Origin of the sequence: Synechococcus sp. MU1625 (genome assembly GCF_020514205.1) — a bacterium.
In the GTDB taxonomy this organism is placed as follows: Bacteria; Cyanobacteriota; Cyanobacteriia; order PCC-6307; family Cyanobiaceae; genus Parasynechococcus.
In genome coordinates, this window is the sequence record NZ_VTLA01000010.1 from 1 (window position 1) to 25037 (window position 25037).

At 56.8% G+C, this 25037-nt stretch carries 28 protein-coding genes, 1 tRNA gene and 1 pseudogene; 17 read left to right on the top strand and 13 right to left on the bottom strand.

Annotated elements, in window-relative coordinates:
* Positions 1–119: pseudogene (locus FZX13_RS11965) on the bottom strand (photosystem II D2 protein (photosystem q(a) protein)); the annotation flags it as partial.
* A 164-nt stretch (positions 120–283) separates the two neighbouring features.
* On the opposite strand from FZX13_RS11965, the gene FZX13_RS11970 reads away from it, so the two are divergent.
* The 4 genes from FZX13_RS11970 (at position 284) to FZX13_RS11985 (ending at position 2384) form a co-directional block, all read left to right on the top strand.
* Positions 284–547 (top strand): hypothetical protein, encoded by a 264-nt coding sequence (locus FZX13_RS11970; RefSeq protein WP_115095001.1) that lies wholly within the window; start codon positions 284–286, stop codon positions 545–547.
* Positions 537–1226 carry an ABC transporter ATP-binding protein gene (locus FZX13_RS11975; protein ID WP_370630822.1) on the top strand — a complete coding sequence of 230 codons (690 nt, stop codon included), beginning with the start codon at positions 537–539 and terminating at the stop codon, positions 1224–1226. The genes FZX13_RS11970 and FZX13_RS11975 overlap by 11 nt, the downstream gene beginning before the upstream one ends.
* Positions 1227–1242: 16 nt before the next feature.
* A tRNA-Asn gene (locus FZX13_RS11980) sits at positions 1243–1314 on the top strand.
* Positions 1315–1595: 281 nt separating this feature from the next.
* Positions 1596–2384 carry a response regulator transcription factor gene (locus FZX13_RS11985; protein WP_115024390.1) on the top strand — a complete coding sequence of 263 codons (789 nt, stop codon included), beginning with the start codon at positions 1596–1598 and terminating at the stop codon, positions 2382–2384.
* A 17-nt stretch (positions 2385–2401) separates the two neighbouring features.
* On the opposite strand, the gene FZX13_RS11990 is transcribed toward FZX13_RS11985, so the two are convergent.
* The 3 genes from FZX13_RS11990 to FZX13_RS12000 are packed head-to-tail and all read right to left on the bottom strand — an operon-like array spanning position 2402 to position 6275.
* Entirely contained in the window at positions 2402–3343 is a 942-nt protein-coding gene (locus tag FZX13_RS11990; protein ID WP_226409746.1) for a DNA polymerase III subunit delta', read from the bottom strand.
* The gene (tmk, locus tag FZX13_RS11995; RefSeq protein ID WP_226409747.1) at positions 3340–3969 is read right to left on the bottom strand and encodes a dTMP kinase; all 630 of its coding nucleotides are present in this window, start codon (positions 3967–3969) and stop codon (positions 3340–3342) included. The genes FZX13_RS11990 and tmk overlap by 4 nt, the downstream gene beginning before the upstream one ends.
* The gene (locus FZX13_RS12000) at positions 3966–6275 is read right to left on the bottom strand and encodes a heavy metal translocating P-type ATPase (protein WP_226409748.1); all 2310 of its coding nucleotides are present in this window, start codon (positions 6273–6275) and stop codon (positions 3966–3968) included. Before FZX13_RS12000 ends, tmk begins: the two co-directional genes overlap by 4 nt.
* A gap of 85 nt (positions 6276–6360) precedes the next feature.
* Here FZX13_RS12000 and FZX13_RS12005 point away from each other — a divergent pair, with 85 nt between their 5' ends.
* The gene (locus FZX13_RS12005; RefSeq protein ID WP_115024398.1) at positions 6361–6882 is read left to right on the top strand and encodes a photosystem I assembly protein Ycf3; all 522 of its coding nucleotides are present in this window, start codon (positions 6361–6363) and stop codon (positions 6880–6882) included.
* Position 6883: 1 nt separating this feature from the next.
* On the opposite strand, the gene radA is transcribed toward FZX13_RS12005, so the two are convergent.
* Complete coding sequence (radA, locus tag FZX13_RS12010) at positions 6884–8281, bottom strand: DNA repair protein RadA (protein ID WP_226409749.1); 1398 nt, start codon at positions 8279–8281, stop codon at positions 6884–6886.
* A 90-nt stretch (positions 8282–8371) separates the two neighbouring features.
* On the opposite strand from radA, the gene rpaB reads away from it, so the two are divergent.
* From rpaB to FZX13_RS12035, 5 genes are read left to right on the top strand one after another with little or no spacing between them, the layout of a single operon-like run.
* Positions 8372–9118, top strand: coding sequence for a response regulator transcription factor RpaB (gene rpaB, locus FZX13_RS12015; RefSeq protein WP_115094937.1), 747 nt, complete (start codon positions 8372–8374; stop codon positions 9116–9118).
* Complete coding sequence (gene plsX / locus FZX13_RS12020) at positions 9099–10418, top strand: phosphate acyltransferase PlsX (protein WP_226409750.1); 1320 nt, start codon at positions 9099–9101, stop codon at positions 10416–10418. Before rpaB ends, plsX begins: the two co-directional genes overlap by 20 nt.
* Positions 10419–10445: 27 nt before the next feature.
* Positions 10446–11465, top strand: coding sequence for a beta-ketoacyl-ACP synthase III (locus FZX13_RS12025; RefSeq protein WP_226409751.1), 1020 nt, complete (start codon positions 10446–10448; stop codon positions 11463–11465).
* Between the two features lie 28 nt (positions 11466–11493).
* Complete coding sequence (gene fabD / locus FZX13_RS12030) at positions 11494–12390, top strand: ACP S-malonyltransferase (protein WP_226409752.1); 897 nt, start codon at positions 11494–11496, stop codon at positions 12388–12390.
* Complete coding sequence (locus FZX13_RS12035) at positions 12387–13040, top strand: lysophospholipid acyltransferase family protein (protein WP_226409753.1); 654 nt, start codon at positions 12387–12389, stop codon at positions 13038–13040. The genes fabD and FZX13_RS12035 overlap by 4 nt, the downstream gene beginning before the upstream one ends.
* Here FZX13_RS12035 and FZX13_RS12040 read toward each other — a convergent pair.
* From FZX13_RS12040 to FZX13_RS12050, 3 genes are read right to left on the bottom strand one after another with little or no spacing between them, the layout of a single operon-like run.
* Entirely contained in the window at positions 13003–13578 is a 576-nt protein-coding gene (locus tag FZX13_RS12040) for a YdcF family protein (protein ID WP_115094932.1), read from the bottom strand. The two genes, FZX13_RS12035 and FZX13_RS12040, sit on opposite strands and share 38 nt — an antisense overlap.
* Positions 13578–14201, bottom strand: a complete 624-nt coding sequence (gene tsaB / locus FZX13_RS12045; protein ID WP_226409754.1) for a tRNA (adenosine(37)-N6)-threonylcarbamoyltransferase complex dimerization subunit type 1 TsaB — start codon at positions 14199–14201, stop codon at positions 13578–13580. Before tsaB ends, FZX13_RS12040 begins: the two co-directional genes overlap by 1 nt.
* Positions 14198–14449, bottom strand: a complete 252-nt coding sequence (locus tag FZX13_RS12050) for a Ycf34 family protein (RefSeq protein ID WP_115024415.1) — start codon at positions 14447–14449, stop codon at positions 14198–14200. Before FZX13_RS12050 ends, tsaB begins: the two co-directional genes overlap by 4 nt.
* Here FZX13_RS12050 and FZX13_RS12055 point away from each other — a divergent pair.
* Together FZX13_RS12055 and FZX13_RS12060 are read left to right on the top strand one after the other, a co-directional pair.
* Positions 14448–15674, top strand: coding sequence for a CCA tRNA nucleotidyltransferase (locus tag FZX13_RS12055; RefSeq protein ID WP_226409794.1), 1227 nt, complete (start codon positions 14448–14450; stop codon positions 15672–15674). The genes FZX13_RS12050 and FZX13_RS12055 overlap by 2 nt on opposite strands.
* 61 nt (positions 15675–15735) lie before the next feature.
* The gene (locus FZX13_RS12060) at positions 15736–16167 is read left to right on the top strand and encodes an RNA-binding protein (RefSeq protein WP_226409755.1); all 432 of its coding nucleotides are present in this window, start codon (positions 15736–15738) and stop codon (positions 16165–16167) included.
* Positions 16168–16251: 84 nt separating this feature from the next.
* Here FZX13_RS12060 and FZX13_RS12065 read toward each other — a convergent pair whose 3' ends face one another.
* From FZX13_RS12065 to FZX13_RS12075, 3 genes are all read right to left on the bottom strand, one after another.
* On the bottom strand, positions 16252–17169 hold the full coding sequence (locus FZX13_RS12065; RefSeq protein WP_226409756.1) for a phytoene synthase: 918 nt from the start codon (positions 17167–17169) through the stop codon (positions 16252–16254).
* 67 nt (positions 17170–17236) lie between these two features.
* Complete coding sequence (locus FZX13_RS12070) at positions 17237–17455, bottom strand: hypothetical protein (RefSeq protein WP_226409757.1); 219 nt, start codon at positions 17453–17455, stop codon at positions 17237–17239.
* On the bottom strand, positions 17418–17936 hold the full coding sequence (locus tag FZX13_RS12075) for a cyclic nucleotide-binding domain-containing protein (protein WP_226409758.1): 519 nt from the start codon (positions 17934–17936) through the stop codon (positions 17418–17420). Before FZX13_RS12075 ends, FZX13_RS12070 begins: the two co-directional genes overlap by 38 nt.
* Before the next feature lie 82 nt (positions 17937–18018).
* On the opposite strand from FZX13_RS12075, the gene FZX13_RS12080 reads away from it, so the two are divergent.
* Genes FZX13_RS12080 through FZX13_RS12100 form a run of 5 tightly spaced genes read left to right on the top strand, consistent with a single transcriptional unit; the run spans position 18019 to position 22899 of the window.
* On the top strand, positions 18019–18906 hold the full coding sequence (locus FZX13_RS12080; RefSeq protein ID WP_226409759.1) for an HlyD family efflux transporter periplasmic adaptor subunit: 888 nt from the start codon (positions 18019–18021) through the stop codon (positions 18904–18906).
* 3 nt (positions 18907–18909) lie between these two features.
* On the top strand, positions 18910–20085 hold the full coding sequence (devC, locus tag FZX13_RS12085; RefSeq protein WP_226409760.1) for an ABC transporter permease DevC: 1176 nt from the start codon (positions 18910–18912) through the stop codon (positions 20083–20085).
* Positions 20086–20087: 2 nt separating this feature from the next.
* Positions 20088–20780 carry an ABC transporter ATP-binding protein gene (locus FZX13_RS12090; protein WP_226409761.1) on the top strand — a complete coding sequence of 231 codons (693 nt, stop codon included), beginning with the start codon at positions 20088–20090 and terminating at the stop codon, positions 20778–20780.
* 20 nt (positions 20781–20800) lie between these two features.
* Positions 20801–21712 (top strand): alpha/beta fold hydrolase, encoded by a 912-nt coding sequence (locus tag FZX13_RS12095; protein WP_226409762.1) that lies wholly within the window; start codon positions 20801–20803, stop codon positions 21710–21712.
* 5 nt (positions 21713–21717) lie between these two features.
* Positions 21718–22899 (top strand): MFS transporter, encoded by a 1182-nt coding sequence (locus tag FZX13_RS12100; RefSeq protein ID WP_226409763.1) that lies wholly within the window; start codon positions 21718–21720, stop codon positions 22897–22899.
* Between the two features lie 51 nt (positions 22900–22950).
* On the opposite strand, the gene FZX13_RS12105 is transcribed toward FZX13_RS12100, so the two are convergent.
* Positions 22951–24009: a Rieske 2Fe-2S domain-containing protein gene (locus FZX13_RS12105; RefSeq protein WP_226409764.1), complete on the bottom strand. Its 1059-nt coding sequence runs from the start codon at positions 24007–24009 to the stop codon at positions 22951–22953.
* Complete coding sequence (locus tag FZX13_RS12110) at positions 24006–25001, bottom strand: aromatic ring-hydroxylating dioxygenase subunit alpha (RefSeq protein WP_226409765.1); 996 nt, start codon at positions 24999–25001, stop codon at positions 24006–24008. Before FZX13_RS12110 ends, FZX13_RS12105 begins: the two co-directional genes overlap by 4 nt.
* Between the last annotated feature and the right edge of the window lie 36 nt (positions 25002–25037).

A 25037-nucleotide genomic window follows, 5' to 3' on the forward strand; every position in this document is an offset into this window, starting at 1 on the left:
GCCGTTGGAAGAAGAAGGATGCCAGACCAGCCAATGAATACGAAGCGGTCGCGCTTGAGCCAGTCATCGAGGACGTCGAACCATCCCCGCTGTGGCGCGCGTCCTACAGCGATCGTCATGAGAGGTGCTTCATGAACCGTTACACGAGCGAGCCTAGGGGGGGATCGCCGAAATGGGGCGGCTCCCCGCACCCATTTGCAAGGGATGAGTAGAAATGCGCATTTCTGAACCGACGGGATGCCGCCCCCTCCGCGAAGATGACGCATCGATCTTTTCCAACGCTGTGTACGTCATCGAACTGGCCCTGCGCATGAGTCCTCTACCTGTGTCTGTCCAGCGGAAAGAACTGGCTGATGCCGATGCGCTGTATCAGCAGATCCGCCAAGCCATCGACCACAGCCAACCCCGTCTCCTGGAGCTCACCTGCGAGAAAGTGGAGGGGAAAAAAGTGACGCTGCTGGTTAGTGAGGTTCTCGCTGTTCAGCTTTATGAGAAGGCTTCGGCGACGGGTGGCAGCAAGCGACCCGGCTTTTCCTTTGATTCCTGAAACCGCCACCGCTGAACTAAGCGTTGAGGCCGTCAGCCATCGTTGGCCGAACGGCCATCAGGCCCTCGATCGCTGCAACCTCGTGATCCCAGGCCCTGGCCTTTGGATGCTGGTGGGAAGCAACGGAAGCGGCAAAAGCACCCTGTTCCGCCTGATTTCAAGACTTTTGGAACCGCAGAGCGGACAAATTCACTGCCGAACCAAAACTGCTCTGGTCTTTCAAAACCCCGACCATCAACTGTTGCTTCCCAGTTGCGGCAGTGACCTGATGCTCGGGATGGACTCCCAAGGGCTGGGGAGGCAACGCCAAAGCACAGTGCGTGACCTGCTGAAACAGTTCGGCCTCGCTGAGATGGAGAACCGACCCATTCACAGCCTCAGCGGCGGCCAGAAACAACGCCTGGCCATCGCTGGAGCCCTGGCGAGTGACGCCGGCCTGCTGCTGCTAGACGAGCCGACCGCCCTGCTGGACCCAGAGAGTCAGACCACGGTGCTGAATACCGTGCAACGCCTTTGCAGGGACGCTATCCAACCGATCACAGCCCTTTGGATCACCCACAGGCTGGGGGAGTTGAGCTTCGCTGACGGTGCAGCCCGCATGCGCGATGGTCGAATTGGCCCCTGGACGAGTGGAAGGGAACTGCAACGACGCTTGCAGGGCGGCGCATTCGAGAGGTAAGGTCTCCGGGAGCCATTCCTCGGTAGCTCAGCGGTAGAGCGGTCGACTGTTAATCGATTGGTCGCAGGTTCGAATCCCGCCCGGGGAGCTTTAAAGCCACAGCATCTGCTGTGGCTTTTTTATTGACAGAAAAAGGAATTTCGTGACGGGTGATTGCCCGAAGCGGAAGACTTCCTAAACAGCTGATCGAGAAACAAAACTAAAAAAGCCTTCACATCGCTGTCACTGCAGACGATCTCCTGCAAACAAGCCCATCACTGACTCGCCACCCAAAATCTGCAGACACTTGAAAAGCTTGAGAGAATCTGCTCAGCGTTAATCCCGACAGACAAGCGCTCCTTTTTCTCCAGCCGCATTGCCGCCGAACCAATGAAGCCTTGCATCCTGCTAATCGAAGATGACCAGGACATGCGCGACCTGGTGAGCGGTCATCTCGAGCACAGTGGCTTCGACGTGCAGCGCGCCGACGACGGCATCAAAGGTCAGGCCCTTGCTCTCCAATACACCCCCGATCTAATCCTGCTGGATCTGATGCTGCCGAAGGTGGACGGTCTCACCCTTTGTCAGCGTCTGCGGCGAGATGAGCGCACAGCGGGAATACCGATCCTGATGCTTACAGCTTTGGGTGGCACCAAGGACAAAGTCAGCGGTTTCAATTCAGGTGCCGATGACTACCTGACCAAACCCTTCGATCTGGAGGAGCTTCAGGTCAGGGTCAAGGCCTTGCTGCGTCGCAGTGATCGTGCACCCGTTGGATCGAGCAATCACAACGAAATCCTCAGCTACGGCCCCCTCACCCTGGTGCCCGAGCGCTTTGAAGCCATTTGGTTCGATCAACCCGTGCGGCTCACGCACCTGGAGTTCGAACTTCTCCACTGCTTGCTCCAGCGTCACGGACAGACCGTGGCTCCCTCGTTGATCCTCAAGGAAGTCTGGGGCTACGAGCCGGATGACGACATTGAGACCATCCGTGTGCATGTCAGGCACTTGCGGACCAAGTTGGAACCCGATCCGCGCAAGCCACGGTTCATCAAGACGGTGTATGGAGCGGGCTACTGCCTGGAACTCCCCACTAGCGCCCAGATGGATGGCCTTGAGGACGTCGTGGCGATGGCCCGCGAAGAACGCAAGCAGCAAGGGGATCGGGCCTCGGCCTGACCAGCTCAGACGGCCTGTTAAACGGATGGCGTGAGATCCAGAAGCGCCACCTCCCAGGCCAGACGAGGCTGTACGAAAGAGAGCAACTGACCGCGCAGCATGTCCAGTCGCTTGAGCATCGCAGCGGAGCTACCGCAGTGCCAAAGCCGATGTTGCCACCAGCCAATCAGCCACAGCTGCTGCTCGCCATCGAGGGCTTCGCACAGATCGCGCGCCAACGACAGCGCCTCCATCGGATTGGCAGGCAGCGCGTTGAAGCGCTGAACCAACTCCTCCGGGACACCCGCCAGGCTGCGGCGATGGTCGATCAAAGCGCCTGGAGAACCGGCAGCCAGCGCCAGCAGTTCTGGCGCGTCTTGAGCTATGGCACCGGTGCGTTCGAGTACTTGTGCCATGGCCTCGGGATTGAGCCTGAGAAAACGGATCAACTGACAACGGGAGCGAATGGTGCTGAGCAGCCGCTCAGGGGCTGATGTCAACAGGATCAGCACCCCATGGCCTGGTTCCTCCAACGTTTTCAGCAGGGCGTTTGCCGCTGCCTCCGCCATCGCTTCGGCGGCTTCAATTACAACCATGCCTCGCTGGGCCTCCACGGGCTGCCGTGCCAAACAGCGGCCAATGTCTCGAATCTGCTCCAACCGCAACTGTGGCGGGGTGCGGCGACTGAGTCCCGCCTCCTCGGCTTCCGCACGGGTGAGCAAACGCCCCTGATGCTGATACGTGGGCTCAACCCAAAGCAGGTCAGGGTGATTGCGCTCCAGCAAGCGTCGCCGCTCCCGGGCAGAGGGGTGACCATCAGCCAGCAGACCCTCCAGAAAACGAACTGCCGTCAGTTGACGCCCGACCCCCTCAGGGCCGGCGAAGAGGTAGGCCGGTGCCACGCGCCCCTGGGCGAGGGCTGCCGACAGCAGATCAACGGCGAGGGGCTGGCCGATCAGATCCTCAAACAGCGCGCTCAAGCCAAATGCTCCTGAAGCTGACGTTCCAGAGCAGCACTGACGGCACTCGCTGACTGCTCAGCAGCGATGGAGCACCAGGAGCGCTGCTGCGCCAACTGCGCAAAACCCTGCGAGACCCGTTCCAGGAATGCAGCTCCCTCCGCTTCGATGCGGTCTTGCTTGTCCCCAAGGCGCCGCTCAAGACTGGCTTGAACAGGAAGGCGCAGCCAGAGGGTGAGATCGGGCTGCAAGCCAGTGGTGGCGATCTGTTCAAGCCGTTGAATCAAGTCTCGATCCAAGCCACGGCCATAGCCCTGATACGCCTGGGTTGATCCCGCGAAGCGATCACTGAGAACCCAGTCGCCACGTTCCAGTGCCGGACGGATCAACGTTTCAACGTGCTGAGCCCGATCGGCGGCATACAAAAGCAACTCGGCGGTGGGGGCTGGTGCCTCCTGGTCGGCTGTATGCAGCAGGAGTTCACGAATCGAGCGCCCGAGGGGGGTCCCTCCGGGCTCACGGGTACAAACCAAAGAAGCACCTTTCGGCATCAGACCGCTTATGGGCAACCAATCGACCAGATGACGGATCTGCGTGGTCTTACCGCAGCCATCAATGCCCTCCAAAACAATGAGACGTCCAGTCATGGCAAGCGAAGAGCCAGGGCATTCATCACCACGGTGATGGAACTCAAGGCCATCAGCAGCGCTGCCAGCGGAGGCGACAGCAGTAACCCATGGCTGGGGAGCAGGGCACCCGCAGCAACAGGGAGAACGATGAGGTTGTAACCGAAGGCCCAGAACAAGTTCTGCCGCACCTTCACCAAAGTTCGGCGGGCCAGGCTGAGGGCTTCGGGAAGGTTGTCGAGACGATCGCCAAGCAGCACAAGACCAGCGGAGTCCTGCGCGATCTGCGTTCCAGTACCGATGGCGATCCCAAGATCAGCCGCGGCCAAAGCCGGCGCATCGTTGATGCCGTCGCCCACCATCGCCACCCGCTCGCCCTGACGCAGCTGCTCGAGGCGTTGCAGCTTCTGCTCCGGGAGCATCTGCCAGCCCAGATCATGAGCTGCAAAACCCAACTGCTGACCGAGGCGCTGGACAGCAGCCTCCCGGTCACCGCTGAAGACCGAAAGAGTCAATCCATGGGCCCGCAGGCGTTGCAACGCAGGAGCGACATCCGGACGGATCTGATCCTCGATCTGAATCAGTCCCAACAGGCGATCACCCACAGCAACCGCCACCACCGAGCCTTCAGCGACAGAGAGCCAACCCTGAGCTGCTGGGGAAATGCCCACACCCTGCGCCACCAACCAGTCGGGCTTTCCGACACGAACCCTGGCCGACGCACCATCCACCTGACCTTCCAGCCCCTGACCGGACACAGTGCGCACGTCATCGCACTCCAACAGTTGGAGCTCCCGGCCCTGGGCCTCCTGCAGCAGGGCATAGGCCAAAGGGTGACGGCTGGTTTGCTCCAGGCTGGCGGCAAGTTGCAATAAACGATCCGGGGCATCCCCGTGCACATCGGTCACCAGAGGGCGACCCAAGGTGAGGGTGCCGGTTTTGTCGAAGACCACATGATCCAGACCCGCGGCGGTTTCGATCACATCGCCACCGCGGAACAGCCAACCGCGCCGCGCTGCCAGGCCGGTAGCCACCGTAATCACGGTTGGAGTTGCCAGACCGAGGGCGCAGGGGCAGGCGACAACAAGCACAGCGATCGACAGTTGCAAGGCCAGACCAATCGGGGTAGTGGCTCCATGTCCCAACCCCCCGTGATGCATCTCATGGGGCATCGCATGGTCATGGGGCATCCCGGGCGCTGAAGCCTGCAGGACCTGGGGCCAATGCTCCGCACCGAACAACCACCAGAACAGAAACGTTGCGAGAGCCAGGCCAATGACGCCATAGCAAAAGCGGCCCGCCACACGATCGGCAAGGCCCTGGATGGGTGCCCGACGGGCCTGGGCCTGCTCCACCAAGCGAATGATTCGGGCAAGAGCGGTTTCGGCGCCAACTCGGGTGACCTTGAACACCAGGGTTGCCTCCAAATTGAGGCTGCCGGACGACAACTCGATGCCGGGCTCTGCCTGCAACGGCAAGGGCTCACCGGTAAGGCTCGACACATCAACGGCCGAAGCCCCCTCAAGCACCACTCCATCCACCGGCACGCGGTCACCCGCCAGCAATTGAACGGTTTCACCGGGTCGCAGAGCCCCGACGCGCACCTCACGAATCGCGCCGTCGGGCAACAACAGGCGAGCCGTGTCCGGCTGGAGCCGGGCCAGTTGCTGCAACGCCTGCCCGGTCCGAAAACGGGCCCGTTCCTCCAAGAAACGTCCAAGCAGGACGAAGCCCAGCAACATCACCGGTTCATTGAAGAAGCAGGGCCAACCCACCTGGGGCCAGACCAACGCCACCAGGCTCGCCACATAGGCACTGCTCACCCCCAGGCCCACGAGGGAGTCCATGCTGGGAGCCCCTGCACGGGCAGCGGCAACACCACCCACCAAGATCGGACGGCCTGGCCCGACCAGAGCCACCGTTGCAAGTGTGGCGTGGAAGGGAAGGGTGCCGATCAGAGGCAGCGACAGCTGCCCTGCCTCACTGAGATGCCCAAGCACAGACAGCAGCAGCAGCAGCAGAGCAACCATCAGCTGTCGCCATTGCTGCCACCAGCCCGGCAAAGCTTGGCCGGCAGCCGCCGCCCCGATGGGGTCGTCCAAAGCGCGCTCTTTGGCCGGGAAGCCCCTGTCAGCAAGGGCTTTCAATACACCAGCCACATCACCCTCACCCGCGGTGAGATCGAGCCAGGCCGAGCGGCTGACCAGATTCACATCGGCACGCTGGACACCAGGCTGGTCCAAGAGGGTGGTTTCAACAGCGCGAACGCAACCGCCGCATTTCATCCCTTCCACATCCAGGACGACGGTCTGAACCGCAGGGCTCACAGGTGTTTACGCAACAGGGATCATTACGAGCAGGCTAGGTCGGGCTCTGATCCCGTCAGGATGGGGGCCAGTCCGCCGGAGCGCCGTGCCCCGCAGCAACCGCAACGACAACTTCATTGACAAGAGCTTCACGGTGATGGCGGACCTGATCGTCAAGCTGTTGCCGATCAATGCCCGCTCGAAGGAGGCCTACGTCTATTACCGCGATGGCCTCTCCGCCCAGAACGATGGTGATTACGCCGAGGCGCTGGAGAACTATGAGGAGGCCCTGAAGCTTGAGGAGAACTCCACAGACCGGAGTGAAACCCTCAAGAACATGGCCATCATCTACATGTCCAACGGCGAGGAGGAGCGGGCCATCGAGACCTACCGCCAGGCTCTCGAAGAAAACCCAAAGCAACCCTCTTGCCTCAAGAACATGGGGCTGATCTACGAAAAACGGGGGCGAATCGCCGAGGAAGGCGGTCGGCAGGACGAAGCCGATCGCTGGTTTGACCAGGCGGCCGATGTCTGGACCCAGGCCGTGCGCCTCAACCCCGGCGGTTATCTCGATATCGAGAACTGGTTGAAGTCAACGGGCCGCAGCAACGTCGACGTCTACTTCTGAATTAGGTCGGATCGGGCTGCACAGCATCACCGAGCGCCAGCACCAAGGCCTCGGTGACGTTATCGGCCTCCAGAAGAGCTAGATCCAAACCTGAAGCCAGATCTCCGAGGCCGCTGCCCCGGGGCACGACAGCCCGCCGAAACCCCAGCCGTGCCGCTTCCTGGAGCCGCAACTCCAGCTGACCGACCGGGCGCAGCTGTCCCCCCAAGCCGAGCTCTCCGATCAACACCGTGCCCGCAGGAAGAGTGAGATCTCTGAAGCTGGCAACCACCGCAGCAGCAACCCCCAGATCCGCCGCTGGCTCCTCCACCTCCAGACCACCCGCAACGGCGAGGTAGCAATCGAAGCGCGAGAGCGGCAGTCCCATGTGCTTCTCGAGCACCGCAAGAATCTGGTGCAAACGATTCGTGCCGATCCCTGTGGCCGTGCGTCGCGGGCTGGCATAGCTGGTGACATTCACAAGAGCCTGCAGATCCACCACCAGCGAACGCGTGCCCTCACAGGCCACGATCGTCGCCACACCGGACGCACGGGCATCGCTGAGGAACAGCTCACTGGGGTTGCCCACCTCGGCTAAGCCACCGCTCTGCATCTCGAACAAACCCAACTCATGGGTGGCGCCAAAGCGGTTCTTGACGGCGCGCAGCAGGCGGTGACTGGCGAACCGGTCACCTTCGAAGGTGAGCACGGCATCCACAAGGTGTTCCAACACCTTCGGGCCGGCCAGCATGCCTTCCTTGGTGACATGGCCCACCAACAGCAGGGAAATGTTCTGGCGTTTGGCCAACCGTTGCAGGGCAGCCGCACATTCGCGCACCTGGCCAACCGACCCCGGAGCACTGGTGAGATTGGCGTCATGCAAAGCCTGAATGCTGTCGATGATCGCCACAGCGGGGCGAAGCGCTTCCAGCTCTTCCAACACCAGTTCCAGATCGGTTTCGGCCAGCAACTGCAGCTCCGATGCACCTCCAGCGAGCCGCTGCCAGCGCAGCTTCACCTGCTGCGCCGATTCCTCAGCACTCACGTACAGCACAGATGCACCGGCCGCCATCGCCGAGGCGCTCTGTAGCAGCAATGTGCTCTTGCCGATCCCCGGATCGCCTCCGACGAGCACCAGAGAACCGGGTACAAGGCCTCCACCCAAAACACGGTCAAATTCAGCTGAACCGGTCGCCAGGCGCTGCAGCGGTTGATCCTCCAGCGAGGCCATGGCGGTGGACCGTCGCGGCGCAGCGGCCACCTCTGGATCCGGGGCACTGCGGCGACGACGGCCATCGGCTGGAGGCTGAGATTGCTCCACCAAGGAATTCCAGCTGCCGCACTCGGGGCAACGGCCAAAAAACTGTCGGGCACGGGCTCCGCAGACCTGACAGATAAAAACAGCGGTGGACTTGGGCACTGCGAACTGTGAAGAAAGTTGCCGTTGAATGAACGAATCAGGGGGCTGCCCTTTTATTTGTGGCGAGAAGTGACTAACGCCTCGTTGCCCATGACGGCCACGGCTCCCACAAAGGAAACGATCCTCGTGGTCGACGACGAGGCATCGATCCGACGGATCCTGGAAACCCGGTTATCCATGATCGGGTACAACGTGGTGACCGCCTGCGACGGCACCGAAGCCCTGGAATTGTTCCCGACCTGCACTCCCGACCTCGTGGTGCTGGACGTGATGATGCCGAAGCTGGACGGCTACGGCGTCTGCCAAGAGCTTCGCAAGGAGTCGGACGTACCCATCGTGATGCTGACGGCCCTCGGCGACGTGGCCGACCGGATCACAGGGCTTGAGCTTGGGGCCGATGACTACGTGGTGAAGCCCTTCAGCCCCAAGGAGCTGGAAGCCCGGATCCGCTGCGTGCTGCGACGGGTTGAGAAGGAACAGGTGGCGGGCATCCCTAACTCCGGGGTCATTCAGGTGATCGACTTGCGAATCGACACCAACAAACGCCAGGTGTTCCGTGGCGACGAAAGGATCCGGCTGACAGGCATGGAATTCAGCCTGCTGGAACTGCTGGTGAGCCGTTCCGGTGAACCGTTCAACCGCGGCGAAATCCTCAAAGAGGTTTGGGGTTACACCCCGGAACGCCATGTGGACACCCGGGTGGTGGATGTTCATATCTCCCGCCTGCGATCCAAACTGGAGGATGATCCGGCCAATCCCGAGTTGATCCTCACAGCTCGGGGCACCGGCTACCTGTTCCAGCGCATCGTCGATTCCGTTGCCTCCGAAGGTCCCTGATCCCGCCCCGGCCCCTCAGCCGCGGAACAAGACCAACCGTCCTCGGGCGATCCGTCGCCTGGTGATCTGGTATCGGCGCAACGCCGCCGTCACAACCATCGTGGATGGTGCTGCCAACTCAGCAACGGCAGCGGGATCGATGGCGGGCAACGTGGCGGAAACCGTGGTCTCCGGAGCCGGCACGGTGGCCAGCAGCGTGCTCCAACCTCTGGTGTTCGACCCTCTCCGCTGGCTGCAGGGGGGCACCGACACCGACGACATTGACGATGCGGAGCGTCTCTGGATCGCCGTTGATGGCATGGGCGGTGACCATGCGCCGGGGCCGATTCTGGAGGGATGTCTGGACGCCATTGACCGGCTGCCTCTGAAGATCCGCTTCGTGGGGGAAATCGAGCGGGTCATGGCCGCCGCCAACAGCCTCGGCCTGCGCGAATCCCTAGAAAGTGCAAGGGCAGCAGGGCATCTGGATCTGGTGGCCAGTGGCCCCTCCATCGGCATGGATGACGAGGCCACGGCGGTGCGGCGCAAACGGGACGCCAGCATCAATGTGGCCATGAACCTCGTGAAGAAAGGGGAGGCTCTCGCGGTTTATTCAGCCGGGAATTCCGGCGCGGTGATGGCTTCGGCGATTTTCCGGCTGGGACGGCTGAAGGGCATCGACCGACCAGCCATCGGTGCACTGTTCCCAACCAAAGATCCCGGTCAGCCGGTGTTGGTGCTCGACGTAGGCGCCAACATGGACTGCAAACCCGCCTATTTGCACCAGTTCGCCCTGCTGGGGAACATCTACAGCCGTGATGTTCTCCAGGTGAGTCAACCGCGGATCGGCCTGCTGAACATCGGCGAAGAGGAATGCAAGGGGAACGATCTCTCCTTAAAAACCCATGAACTGCTGCGGGATGAATCCAGGCTGCATTTCGCCGGAAACTGCGAAGGCCGTGATGTGCTCTCGGGCGATTTCGACGTGGTGGTCTGTGATGGATTCACCGGCAATGTGTTGCTGAAGTTTTTGGAATCCGTCGGCAGTGTTCTGCTGGGGGTGCTGCGGGCGGAGTTGCCCCGGGGGCGGCGCGGCAAGGTGGGATCAGCGTTTCTGCGCAGCAACCTGAAACGCATTAAGAAGCGGTTGGACCATGCCGAGCACGGTGGGGCGCTGCTTCTGGGCGTCAACGGCATTTCCGTGATCGGCCATGGCAGCAGCCGGGCCCTCTCGGTGGTAAGTGCCCTGCGCATTGCCCACTCCGCTGCGAGCCATGGCGTGATGGAGGATCTCGCAACACTGCATCAGGGTTGTGATTGACTGACGCGACGTCCTTCAACCTCCGCTTTGGTCGAGCCGCTCAGCACAACCAGAGGGGTGTTGTTCCGAGGGTCTGGCAGCGCGACGCCCAGCCGCTCCATCAGCAACGAAGAGCTCGGCCAGCGGGTTGAAACCAGTGATTCCTGGATTCGGAGTCGTACCGGGATTGCCGCACGACGTGTGATCGATGCGGATGAATCCCTCACCGAACTGAGTGGATTAGCAGCGGAACGGGCTCTGGCCATGGCTGGTTGGTCTGCCGACAGCCTCGATCTGATTGTGTTGGCAACCTCTACCCCAGACGACCTGTTCGGCTCGGCGCCACGCCTGCAGGCTCGTCTCGGTGCCACCAATGCCGTGGCCTTTGATCTCACCGCCGCTTGCAGTGGCTTTCTTTTCGCCGTTGTCACCGCTGCCCAGTACCTGCGAAGTGGGGCGATGCGCCGCATCCTCGTGGTGGGAGCCGATCAACTGAGCCGCTGGGTGAACTGGGACGACCGACGCTCCTGTGTTCTGTTCGGTGATGCGGCAGGCGCCGTGGTGCTGGAGGCATCAGACAACGGCCAAGACAATCTGGAGGGATTCCTGCTGCGCTCTGATGGCAGCCGAGGCGAGGTGCTCCAGCTTCCCCAGGTCTGCGAGCGCAAGTCCCTTGTGGGGGACGCCAGCCATCAGTGCGGCGGCTTCGAACCCATTCAGATGAACGGGCAGGAGGTCTACAAATTCGCGGTGCGCGAAGTGCCAGCCATTCTCGAGCAACTTCTCGAACAGAAAAGCGTCGCCGCAGATGCCGTGGACTGGCTGCTACTGCATCAGGCCAACCAACGCATCCTTGATGCAGTGGCAGATCGCTTCTCTGTCCCATCCGAGAAAGTGCTCAGCAACCTGGCGCACTACGGCAACACATCGGCGGCCACCATTCCCTTGATGCTTGACGAAGCCGTGCGCGATGGACGCATCCAACCCGGGCACCGCATCGCCAGCAGTGGCTTCGGAGCGGGATTGAGCTGGGGTGCAGCACTCTTCCGCTGGAGCGGGCCCGCCTAATCTCTGGCACGGTCAACAGAACACAACAATGGCGATCGCCTGGGTCTTTCCCGGTCAAGGCTCTCAAAAGGTGGGCATGGCAGAAGCGCTGCTCAGCATCGATGGCAGCCGCGAACGTTTCGCCACAGCCTCCGAACTGCTGGGGCGCGACCTCTTGGCGATCTGCCAGGGCGAAAGCGGCGGCGGTGATGGACCGGATGATCTCAACGACACCCGCAACACCCAGCCCGCCCTGTTCGTGATCGAATCGCTGCTGGCCGACAACCTGCAGCAGCAGGGCCGCGAGCCTGCACTGGTAGCCGGCCACAGCCTGGGCGAGCTGGTCGCCCTCTACAGCGCTGGTGTGTTTGGGCTGGACACCGGCCTGCAGCTGATGAAAACCCGCTCAGAACTGATGGCGAGCGCTGGGGGAGGTGCCATGACGGCCGTGATCGGCTTCGATCGCGGTCAGCTGGACGACCTGGTGGCCGCCACGGAGGGCGTCAGCATCGCCAACGACAACAGCGATGCCCAAGTGGTGATCTCCGGCGCTCCAGAGGCCGTGCAGAGCGTGAGTGAAGCCCTGAAATGCAAGCGCGCGATCCCACTGGTCGTTTCCGGAGCTTTCCACTCTCCTTTCATGGCAGAGGCTGCTGAGCGCTTTGCCACTGCACTGGACCAGGTGCCATTCCAGGATGCTCGCGTTCCGGTGCTCAGCAACAGCGCTGCCAGCGCCAGCACCAGCGCGGACGAGCTCAAACAGCGCCTGAAGCAGCAGATGACAACAGGGGTGCGCTGGCGAGAAACCATGGCGGCCATGACCGACAGCGGCGTAGACACCCTGGTGGAAATCGGACCTGGGAACGTGCTCAGTGGCCTGGCGAAACGCAGCATGAGTGGCGTAACCACCGCCCAAATCGCCGGGGCGGGAGACCTCGGACAGTGAGTCAATCCAGCCTCGTCCCCACACCCAAGCCGAGCTTCACCTACAGGCTGGTCAGCAACCTTCTGGTCTTCCCTGTCTTTCGGTTGCTGTTCCGCGGCTCGACCGCAGGCAACAACCGAGTACCCATGCAAGGGCCTCTCGTGGTGGTGGCCAACCACGGCTCCCATCTGGACCCCCCCTTGCTGGGCCATGCCCTGGGGCGCCCCGTTGCTTTCATGGCGAAGGCGGAATTATTCAACATCCCGCTGCTGGGACGCGTGATCCGGGCCTGTGGTGCCTACCCCGTCCGGCGGGGGGCCAGCGATCGCGAAGCGATTCGAACCGCGACGGCACGGCTCGAGGAGGGCTGGGCCACCGGCGTTTTCCTGGACGGCACCCGACAAAGCGACGGCAGGATCAACAACCCACTCCCCGGAGCGGCCCTTCTGGCGGCGCGTACAGGCGCCCCACTGCTGCCGGTGGCTATCCATAACAGCCATCGCGCCTTGGGAACGGGTCGCAGCTGGCCGCGGCTGGTGCCCATCCAGCTGCGTATCGGTGACCCCATCCCGGCACCGGCCAGTCGCCGCAGGCCCGATCTGAATGCCACCACAGCCCTGCTGCAGGAACGCATCAATGCTCTGCTGGATCAGGGTCCGCAGCATCCCTGAGGTCTCGACCCGTCATCACCCAAGCCACAGCGCGCAGCCAGTCACTCCATTTCTTCAAGCGACCCTCCTGCATGCAATCCGTACGGCACGCCACGGGAACTCCGGTGAGCTGAATTCCACGGCTCCCCGCCACCACCTGGCCCACCGCCATCGAGCGAGGCAAGTGGTCTTCGCTGGTCACCAGCAAGACATGGCGAACGCCATCCGCCTGCAGCTCGTCCACGACAGAGGTGAAGTTGCTGAGGGTGTCACGGGCCCTGTAATCGAGGGTGACGCGGTCTGGATTGAAGCGCTCTTCACTGAGCATCCATTCGGCGTACTCAGGATTGCTGCCACCGCTCACCAGCAGCGGCAGATCAAGCTGACGCGCCAAGCGGGCACCCATGCGTTCCCGGTCCACATCACCTCCAAGCACAAGCACGAGTTGCGGTGGGCTGCGATCCAACAGAGCCTGGCGATAGGGAGAAAGCGGTCCGGGCCCCAGCAGCCAGGCCATGAGGCCGGCACCCAGCAGCAGCCCTGTACGCACTCCCGCCATCAGACCTGTCCAACAGGAGAGGTGGGATAGATCGGCAAGACCTTGGCCCAGGGCAGCGCAGCGCCAGCGGCATGGCTGCGTTTCAACAGCTGCAACAGGCGCGCCACATCCTCAGCCACATCGAGTTGAGCCCCAAGGGCTGGCTTGGGAGAGCAGCCCTCCGGCAACAACGTCGGCAGGCTGAGTTCGTGGACCTGCCCCGCGGTGACCTGGTACTGACCACCAACCACCCCCCTGCGGGACAACTCCTGAGTGATCCAGAACGGTTGCCCATGATTCGATCCCAGCAGTTGCGACTCCAGGCGTGGCGCCATCAAGGCGTAACTGCTTACTCCGAGCAGAGGGCAATCCAGCTGTTGCGCCAGGGTGCGCGCCATCACCACCGTCAGGCGGGTGCCGGTGAAGCCGCCGGGCCCCGTCGCCACGGCAAGGCCCTGCAATTGAGGCCAACGCTCAGGGGGGAGGAGCGCCTGAACGCGCGAAATCAAACTGTTAGACAGCCCCCGTCCGTCCGGATGAACCTGCACGAGCGGTCCTGCTCCAGGCTGCTCAGGATCCAGCAGCGCCATGCCAAATCGATCCGAACAGCTGTGCAAGGCGAGCAGCAGCGGCAAGGCCGTCATCGGGGCAACTCCTGTCCTGGACAGCAACGCCGCCATCGACCGGGATCTGCCTTAAAGCTTGAGCAGGACCGAACATCCCACTCAACCCCGGCCTGACCATTGGGGAGATCGATCACCGACACGTGAATTCTCGGCGCATCTGGCTCAAAATCCGGGGTCTCAGCAAGATGCGGAACGCCATGCTGACGCTCAACTGCGTGATAGGCCTGACAACGGTCGACCCAGCTGCAGTCCACGCAGATGCACATGCCTCCCAAGGCCGTTCACTCCCCCATTCTGATGGTCCAAGGCTCTGGCGACGCACTGCTTGAACAGTTGCGAGCGCGACTGGCTCCAGCGCAATGGCCGCTACCCCTGAAACGGCTCCCCAAAGGCACAGCGCTGGTGGGCGGGGCAGTTCGCGATGGATTGCTCGACCGTCTCCAGGATCAACCCGATCTAGACCTCGTGGTCCCGACCGACGCCATCGCTCTGACCCAGGCCCTAGCCCAGGAGCTCCATGGCACCTGTGTGGTGCTGGACACGGAACGGAGCATTGCTCGGCTGGTGCTCGGAGGCTGGACGGTGGACATCGCCCGACAGGACGGTGCCTGCATCGAAGACGATCTCTGGCGCCGCGACTACCGACTCAATGCCATCGCTGTTTCGCTCCAACCCTGGGGGCAGTTGTGGGACCCCACCGGTGGGCTGAACGATCTCCAACAGGGTTGCCTGACGGCTGTGTCGGAAACCAACCTCACCGACGATCCCTTGCGGCTGCTGCGGGGCTTGCGGCTAGCGGCTGAGATCCCGCTCACAATCTGCAGCCAAACCATGGGCTGGATTGAGCGTCATGCCTCACGGCTGCCGGAGGCGGCACCGGAGCGGATCCTCGCGGAACTGCAGCGCCTGGTGCGGGGCGAGCACGCCGATGGGGCGATCGCAACCTTGAAGAGCGTGCCGTTGCTGCGCCCCTGGGCCGCCGAGGGGCAACCTCCAGCGCCCGCTGACACGGAAGGGATGAGTAAGGAGGAAATAGCTGTCGCTCTGCCCTTGGCGCGGCTAACAGCCCTCATCAGTGATGACGGCATGATCCAACTCCGAGCTAGTCGGGCGCTACGCCAACGCTGCGAACGCCTGCGGTTCTGGCAGCAGCGCATCGGCCTGGCACCGGAGTGTCTGCTGGAAACCGATCGACTGAGATTGCATGACGAGCTTGAACTGGATCTTCCCGCCCTCGCCCTGCAACTGCCAATCCCCGAGACAGAGATCTGGCTGCGGCGATGGCGGGACGCTGACGACCCCCTGTTCCACCCCAGAGCACCGATCGACGGCAACAGCCTGGTCAAGGCTCTGGAAATCCAACCCGGCCCCCTTCTCGGACGTCTGCTGCATCATCTGAAGCTTGAACGCGCCTTCAAGAGGATCCAGACCACGACTGAGGCCATTGAGGAAGCCAAACATTTCTTGACCCGTGAAAGCGAGGCTCTGTGATTAACTTTGCAGGTGTCAATGATGACGGTCAGACACCGACAGATCGCATTTTCTTTCCTTCATGAGCATCCGCCTGTACATCGGCAACCTGCCGCAGACCTTTGAAGAACAGGAGCAGGTGGCTCTGCTCAAGTCAGTGGGAGAGGGAATTCGGTTCAAATCGGTTCTCGACCGCGAAACCGGCAGCTGCCGTGGATTCGGCTTTGCCAATGTCGACGACACCAAGGTCGCCGATGCAGTGATCGAACAGCTGAACGGCAAAGAGTTCGGTGGCAGCTCCCTGCGGATCGAGCGTTCCGAACGACGGGACAACAACGCCGGTGGTAACCGTCGTGGAGCCCCCAATGCTGCAGGCCAGCCTCAAGTGGCCCGCAAAGCGGTGAACAAGGTGGTTCACAGTGACGAGAAGAGCGAAGGCGCTCCCGACCCCCGCTGGGCCGGTGAGCTGTCCAAGCTCAAGGACCTGCTGGCCGACCAGAAGACGGCAGTCTGAATCCGTCACCGATCTGGTTGAGCACAACGCTATTCATCAGCCCCTGCCGATAAAACCGGCAGGGGGTTTTTGCTGACTCGAACCTCAGCGTGCCTGGGCCAGGAGGAACGAACGCGGCAGATCGAGCAGCTTGTTGACCTTGGCCACGTAGGCACGGTGATTGAACACGTCGTAATCGACCCGTTCAATCTCATCCAAGATTCCCCGATAGAGCCGTAACGACGTCCACACCGGCCAGCGCGCATCGGCGGAGAGCCAGCGCACCCCGGCTTCAGAACGCGCAAACCAGTCGCGGGCCCGCTCCAACTGGAATCGCATCAAGGCACGCCAGGAATTGTTGAGTGTTCCTGCCATCAACTCATCTTCTGAATATCCGAAGCGCTCGAGATCTTCTTGCGGCAGATAGATACGACCGCGGCCCCGATCTTCACCCACATCCCGAAGGATGTTGGTGAGCTGGTTGGCGATCCCCAAGGCGACGGCAGCATCAGATGTGTCTGGGCAGTCACTCCAGGGAGCTGAGGTGTAGGCCTGATCGACACCCATCACTCCCTGGGTCATCAGGCCAACGGTGCCAGCAACGCGGTAGCAGTAGAGCTTGAGGTCCTCGAAGCGGGGATAGCGGGTCCAGGTAAGGTCCATCCGCTGCCCCTCAATCATGTCGAGATAGGGCTGAATAGACTGCGGAAAGCGTTGCAGCGTGTCAGCCATTACGGCATCGAGATCATCCTCAACGTGGCCGTTGAAGACAGCACGAGTTTTTTCTTCCCAACGGTCAAGACGATCAGCCAACTCAGACACTGAGCGAGTCTGAGCCTCAGGGCTGTCCATGAGTTCGTCAGTACGACGACACCAGACGTAAATCGCCCAAATGGCACGCCTTTTCTCCAGGGGCAACAACAATGTGCCGAGATAGAAGGTTTTTGCCCATTCCGCAGTCTCGAGGCGACAGGCTTCGTAGGCCAAATCCAGCGTGCCAGTGGGATTCGCCAAATCAGACATCGGTTATTACCGCGCCCCAAGGGACAACAAGCAAGCAGGTTACGACAGAGCGGGGCAGAAAATTGAGCTACGGAAGCAATGCAGCAATGGCTATTACACCCACAAAAATGCCTAAGAACATAAAGCCCATTTTGGTCATTTTTGATTCGTGATCGTCAATGCCTTTCTCTACAGAAACTTGGAGGTCACCCCTGAACGAATCAAAGGCTTCTTGTTTTTCGGAATCAGTAGGATGCTTTTTCATGAGGTCAAGCGCGGTGGAAGAACCAATAAGAACCAACAGCAAGAACAACCATCAAAATGATAGGAACAGCGATAGCTGCCATACCATTGTGGCTGGTAACAACCCTAGATTCATGAGCGACAACTGCATCACGGATACTCAACTGCATTTCTTCTCGCAAGCGAGCCATATCTGAATCCAACGATTCGTCGCTATAAAGCTCTTTGAGACGCTCGTAGGAGCTCTTGCTAAGGACAAGACTGTCTTCTGGCTTTTTAAAAAGGATATCCATCAGCTCCTCTCGATCGATCTCGAGAAGTATGGAACGACTCTCCGCCTTGGCTGTAGCCGTACGAGTACGACCATCAACAATTTCCACCTCACCAAATACCTTTCCTGGACCAAAAGAACTATCGATACCTTCACCCGTTTCCGGATAGGTGGTAATAAGATTCACCTTTCCAGCTCTTACAAGAAAAATGGAATGAGAAGGATCTTCTAATTCGTATACATGATCACCCTTTTCAAAGGTCAGTCGCCGCACTGTCCGAAAAAACAACTGCGCCCATTATAGGGCATTTTCAGGTTTTCTTAAGGTATAGTCGCGACATTCAAGTCCATGCAGCGTGAAGCGACTCCAAATCATCGGCGTGATAGGGCTGATTGCTGCAACCGCCTTCGGGGCAACGCAATGCGCCCAAAGAAAAGATAAAACCGAGGAAGTCGCTCCGCTCACAAGAAGCATCACAGCACTCGGTCGTCTCACACCCAGAGGCGGAAATGTTCAGCTGGCCGTGCCGGCCGGCGTGAGCGGAGGAAATCAGATTGTCACGCGGTGGATGGTTGATGAAGGCGACGAAATCTCTGAAGGTCAAACCCTGGCTTATCTAAGTAGCTATCAGGAATTAAGCACAGCAGTTGAATCAGCAGAAGAAAATCTACGGCTGACCCAATCTCTATTGCCATACTTAGAAATAAGTAGAAGAAAAGCAGAAGAACTGCTAAATCGAGGCTCTTTGTCAAAAGAGGAGTACACACGAACGATCACGACATTAAAAACAAAGAAATCAGAAATACTTACCAATAAGGCTGAACTGCAAAGAGCCAAGAAAAATTTAGAATCATCGATCGTTAGCTCACCATTGGACGGGCAGCTGATCAAAATCTACAGTTGGCCTGGAATGAAACCCACCGACGACGGTCTTGCACTCGCAGCTCGAACATCCGATATGCAAGTCTGGGCTCAAGTCTTCCAGACAGACATCAAAGACATCAGCCAGGGCCAACGCGCAACGGTTAAGGCTGAAAGTGGTGGCTTCAAGGGAATATTAAATGCGGAAGTGCGATCAATCATTGGAGAAGTTTCCGAAAGAGATTTGTTCGCAATTAATGGCAGCAACGACATCAATGCAAGAGTCATTCTCGTCAAGCTTGATTTAGATCCGGACGATCGGCCAAAAGTTCAACAATTAAGTGGGCTCAATGTGACGGTGACATTTGAAGAGAGCAATTGAATCATGAGCCGATCAAATATTTTGAACGACCTGCCCTTGGCATGGTTACAACTCAAACGACAACCAGTCAAATATCTCGTCGCCATTGCGGGAATTGGCTTTGCTGCATTGTTGATGTATATGCAAATCGGATTCCAATCCGGCTTGCTAACGAGTTCAACAACTTTTTATGCTGCTCTGGATGCAGATCTTGTTCTGATCAGTCCTAAAACGGTGAGCAGCGGCAGCTTCAGTCAGTTCCCTCAGTCTCAGCTTTTTCGAGCCAACGGCTACGAGGACGTGGACACGGTCGTTCCAATGTATGTAACGAATATCGTGGCACAAAAATTAGGCGGTCAAAAGCCAACATCCTTAAGAGTTATTGGCTATGACCCTGATGTAACGGCCTTGACTGTTGAAGCGATTAACGAACAATCCACAAATTTAAAAACTGCTGGATACGCCTTGTTTGACACGGAGGGAAATAGCCGTACAGGGCCAGTCTCACAAGCAATCCAGGAAAATGGCTATCAGTTCCTGACTCTATATAACCTGTCCCAAACATTCAGAACGGTTGGACTTTTTGGCCTTGGGTCAACTTTTGCCGCAGACAGCAATATTGTGACTAGCGCTGGAACTGCGATTCAACTGGCGGATCAGCTTAATTTTGGTGAAATTTCACTTGGTCTGATAAAAGTGAAAAACAAAAAATCAATTCCGCAGCTTCAAAGGAATTTGAGGGAGCTATACGGTGGAGAAATCCAGGTTCTAACAAAGGACGAGTTGATCGCACAAGAACAGAACTACTGGAACACATCGTCCTCATTTGGAGTCGTGTTTGGTTTCGGCACCTTTATGGGCGTCATTGTCGGTGGGGTTATGGTTTATCAAGTGCTCTACACAGATGTTACGGATCACCTTAAAGAGTATGCGACTTTGAAAGCAATGGGATTTTCAAATCAATTTATCCTTGGCATCGTCATCCAAGAAGCCATTTTGCTAGGCGTTTCGTCATTCATACCATCAACATTAGTCAGTGCGGGGATGTATGCCTTTCTCACAAGTGCCTCGGGCATCAGCATTCAAATGACGCACCAGAAAATAGGACTTGTGGGAGCCCTGACAGTCGGAATTTGTGCTGCCTCAGCAGCAATAGCTGTAAATAAATTGAGGGATGCAGATCCCGCCAGCGTGTTTTGATCATGAAAGCGACTATTTCTGCACAGGATCTCCGACACAGCTACGGGGAAGGGGCATTAAAAACAGAAATCTTGCATGGACTTGACTTCCAGATCAATGCAGGAGAGGTGACCTTGCTGGTGGGTCCATCAGGTAGTGGGAAAAGTACACTTCTGACCCTTGTGGGTGCGCTGCGATCTGTACAAACAGGATCCCTCAAAGTTTTAGGAACTGAACTCAACGGCACATCGGAACAAGTACGAACAGAGTTACGCAGAAGGATTGGCTTTATTTTTCAAAGTCATAACCTTGTCCCCTCTCTCACTGTTCTGCAAAACGTCACACTTCTATTACAACTTAAAGATCATACTCCTGAAGAACGAGAGGACAAAGCCAAGGAGCTTTTGGAAGCAGTTGGCCTAAGTCACCGTCTTCAAAATTATCCCGAGGAATTATCTGGAGGACAACGCCAGCGCGTAGCAATTGCAAGGGCACTTGCACCAGAGCCCGAATTAATCCTTGCAGACGAACCAACAGCTTCATTGGATAGTAAGTCAGGCCAAGATGTCGTCGAAATCCTTGGACGCCTCAGTCGGGAAAAAGGCAGTTCAGTCCTACTGGTGACCCACGACCTGAGACTGCTAAAAGATGCAGACACGATCTGGGAGATCGATGACGGAAAAGTTCGACTCAATAATGAGTACACGGCCCATTAATTCATCACTCTCATCTGACAATGACTTACCAACCTCAAACCTGGACCTGGAATCAATTCAACACATCGTTTATTCACTGTCCCTCAGTAGATAACCGGAGTCGAGCAATCATCCTCATTCATGGATTTGGGGCATGTAAGGAGCATTGGCGAGGAAATATTGAGATACTGAGTCAACATGGAGATGTTTATGCCATGGATTTGGTGGGTTTCGGGGAAAGTGCTAAACCGACATCACACCTCAAAGATGAAGCACCAAGCAACGGCAGCTTTTGCTATGGAATTGAGGCCTGGGCCCAACAAGTTACTGACTTCATCAATCAAAAAATAAATGCGGAGAAGATCATTCTGGCTGGTAACTCCATTGGAGGTGTGGTGGCATGCCAGACTGCCAAAAACCTGGAGGACCAAGGAAGGCAGGTTGAAAGGCTTATCTTGATTGACTGTGCACAGCGCGAGATTGACGATAAACGGCTGTCTGAACAACCTCCCTTCAGGCGCTTGTCCAAACCACTTCTGAAGAAGCTGGTGCGCCAGCGGTGGTTAACGAAAGGGCTATACACGACACTGGCCAAAAAAGGAATTATCAAAAAAGTTTTGGAGCTTGCATATCCAACAAAACAAAATGTCGACGATGAATTAATCAATGTTCTATATAGAGCAACACAGGACAAAAATGCAGATGAGGCATTCCGAGGCTTTATCAATCTCTTCGATGATTTGCTCGCCCCTGACATTATGAAAGAATTATCAACCCCAGTTCATTTAATCTGGGGAGAAAAAGATCCATGGGAACCTCTCGCTATTGCCAAAACATGGACTTCGATTGATTGCGTCAAAAGCATCAAGGTACTGCCAGATCTTGGACATTGTCCACACGATGAATCTCCTCAGATGGTGAACTCAGAAATCGCAACCCTCCTACAGGCCTGAAAACAATGCTCAAGAAAATTACACATCCTCTTGCCATTATTTTTGTCACACTTTTGCTAGACAAACTCGGCGAGAATATTATTTTCCCACTTTTACCGTATATCTTAAGTGCTTACAACCCAGACGGAATGACTCTGGGTTTATTGGCTTCAACAAGCCAAGGCGTTGCCGTTCTCAGTGGACCTCTTGTCGGCTCTTTAAGCGACTCCATTGGGCGACGCCCAGTGATCGTCAGCTGTATTGCACTTAACTTTATTTCTCTCTTAATTTTCGGTTGGGCCGGCTCACTCAGCATTATTTTCACATCACGTGCATTGGGAGGATTAGGAAGTTCAACCATTGGTACGCTGCAGGCCTACATCACTGATATTTCAAGCCCTGAAACGAGATCCCGCAATCTGGGCATTAGTGGTGCGGCCTTTGGCTTGGGAGCAATTGCTGGGCCGGCCCTCGGAGGAGGACTGGTTGGCTTTGGAGCATCAGTGCCGGTATTTGCCGCAGCATTTTTAACCGGAATCAACCTGTTGATTGGATTTATTTTTCTACGCGAGACAGTTTCGGAAGAGAACAAAAAAGCATTTGATATCAGCTCAATCAACATTTTTAGATCCATTTCACGTATTCTTTCGCGTCCAGATTTGCGAGCAGTATCCATCTCATTTGCTTTATTTAATTTTTCATTTACTGCTTTTACCAGTTTGCTGGTACTAGCACTTAAGGATTTATATGGTTGGTCCGCAGGTCAGACCAGTGGCATTTTCATTGTGGTTGGTGTTGTTGTTACGTATACGCAGGTTGCTGTCGTCGGTAAGTTAGTCAATCGATGGAGTGAAGAGCTTGTCAATAAATCCGGGTATCTGTTCGTGAGTGGAGGAATCTTGCTTCTTCCTCTTGCCGGCATTTCAAATCTTCTAACAGCCACACTTGTCGTTGGATCTTCAATTGCATTAGCCATTGGAGCTTCATTGGTCCTGCCAACAGCAAGAAGTTTGGTCTCAGGCCTGGTTTCGAGCAACGAACAAGGAGTGCAATTGGCAAGTCTTGCATCACTATCAGGCATCGCGAGTTGCCTTGGTCCAATCGTCGCTGGATGGTTGTACGACATTCAACCCATCGCATCCTTTGGCGTTGAAGCATTGGCATGTCTGGCAGGTTGGTTTCTGTTGCACCAACAGCAAAAGCAATAAAAAGCGCTCCCTTGACGCAGCAAGAGAGCAGATAATTATATTTTAGATCGACTAATGTAGATGGGATTTCATCATTTTTCTAAATTCAATAAGGATGCGATCAGACTCTACAAGTATTTCATTTGAGCCTTTGTATTTAACTTGCTCAGGGGTTTGACTGACAACAATATTATCATCTTCAAAGGCAATTTTGGTGCCTGTTTTGATCGTATAGTCATCAAACCACTTACCAACTCCGGGCATATTGGAGAGAAAATTCCGATAATTTGCATTCAGCATTGTCGTCGTATTTTCGCCTGTAGGCACCAAAACCTGGACGGAAACAATCGCAAAACGCCCAAAATTAACCAAAGACAATAAAAGATTTGGATAGACAAAACGATATCCTTTATAGATATCTTCGCTATCTCCCTTTAGGAACCAACGAGCCAAGCCATTTACTTTTTTAACTTTTACCGGCATTTGCGCAAATATAGTGCGTGAGGTCACGTCTATATCGTAACGCGGATAGCTCAAGTCAGCTTTTGAGTCGACCTTGCCCATACTTCCACCATGGGTGAAAGGAGCATGGGTGGGGTCAATACCATTTTCAATACAACGGCTGAAGTGCGCTTCAAATTCATAGGTGTTGTCAGCGCTAGGATGATGTTTCATCCGATCAAATTCACATTCAGGTATATCATCGATTTCGTAATTTGGCTCATTGATCTCGCCCGGGATCCAAACCCACAAATATCCATAACGTTCTTCACAGTGGTATGACTTAACTCGCGCACGCGTTGGAATGGACTCGTCCTCACGCAATGCAGGAATATGCGTGCAAACACCGTCGGAATCATATTGCCAGCCGTGGTATGGACAAACTAGATGATTATTTTGAGTCCACCCACCACTCAAAGAGCAGCCACGATGGGCACATTTTGCATTGTAAACATTCACTGAACCGTCGGGATGACGCACAGCGACAAGTTCACCCAGAACAAAAGGAATCGAAAGGGGTTTTGTGGATAGTTGGCTTATAAGAGCCAATGCATACCAACAGTCCAATGGGACCGATGGAGCTTGAGTCGAAACGAGTGATTTCTTAGTTTTCATGGTGGAAGAATTCATGATTTAACAGCCTCGCTCATTGTGGCTTTCGCCAAGGCTTTGCGGTACGCAAGAATCAACTGATCTGAAGCCAGCAGAAGATCTTCACCTTGAGTCACCCAAGACGGTGTTGAAGGTTGCGATTCGACAACAGCTTTATCTTCTTGATACGTTTCAATGGTATTTTTCATCGAATTGTTATCGCCCCAGGCTTGGGTGAGGAAATTACGAACACCGATCCACTTGGTCAAGGTTAGGTTATCTGAGACAGGAATATTGCTTGCAAAATAGATGTATTGATAGCCTCTCCAGTTGAAATCAATAGCAATACGATTGATGCAAGGCAAATAACCTGTCAAAACAGAACTGGAATAGTCTCTATCTTTTTTGATAATGTATTTTAAAAGACCAAGACGCTTGGGTGGCTTTAACTGAACGTAAGTACTCACATGGTGGTCGGTGACGTTGACATCCAAGGGATGGACGACTGCATCATCTCGGTTCGGGAAGAAAGGTTTATGAACAAATGGGGCATGAGACGTATCCAAACCAGATTCAACAACACGGCTGAAATTGGCATTCCAGATGTACTCTCCATGCACTGGACGCCAACCGTTCTGACCGAACTCAGGGAACGGTGGAATTAAAGCTGGATCAGCAAGGTCAGGCTGGCCAGGGAAGATCCAGATGAACCCGTTGGTCTCTTGGATCGGCAGGGAATTCATCCTGGCTCGATTCGGGATGGGTGTACCTTCACGGTCAGCTGGGATGCGAACACAGCTGCCAGAACTGTCGTAACTCCAACCGTGATAAGGGCAACGAATGCAATCCCCTTCAACCCATCCCTCTCCAAGGCTTGCTCCGCGATGGGCACAGCGATCGACAAGAGCATGGGCCTTACGCTGGCTATCGCGATAAATCACGTACCTCTGGTCGAGCAGAGTTAACGATATGGGCTTCTCTTGCAGAGTGACACTATGCTCAACGGCGTACCAAAAATTCGAAAGAGACACAAGTTGGCCGATGCTATTAACCTTTATACCATCTTA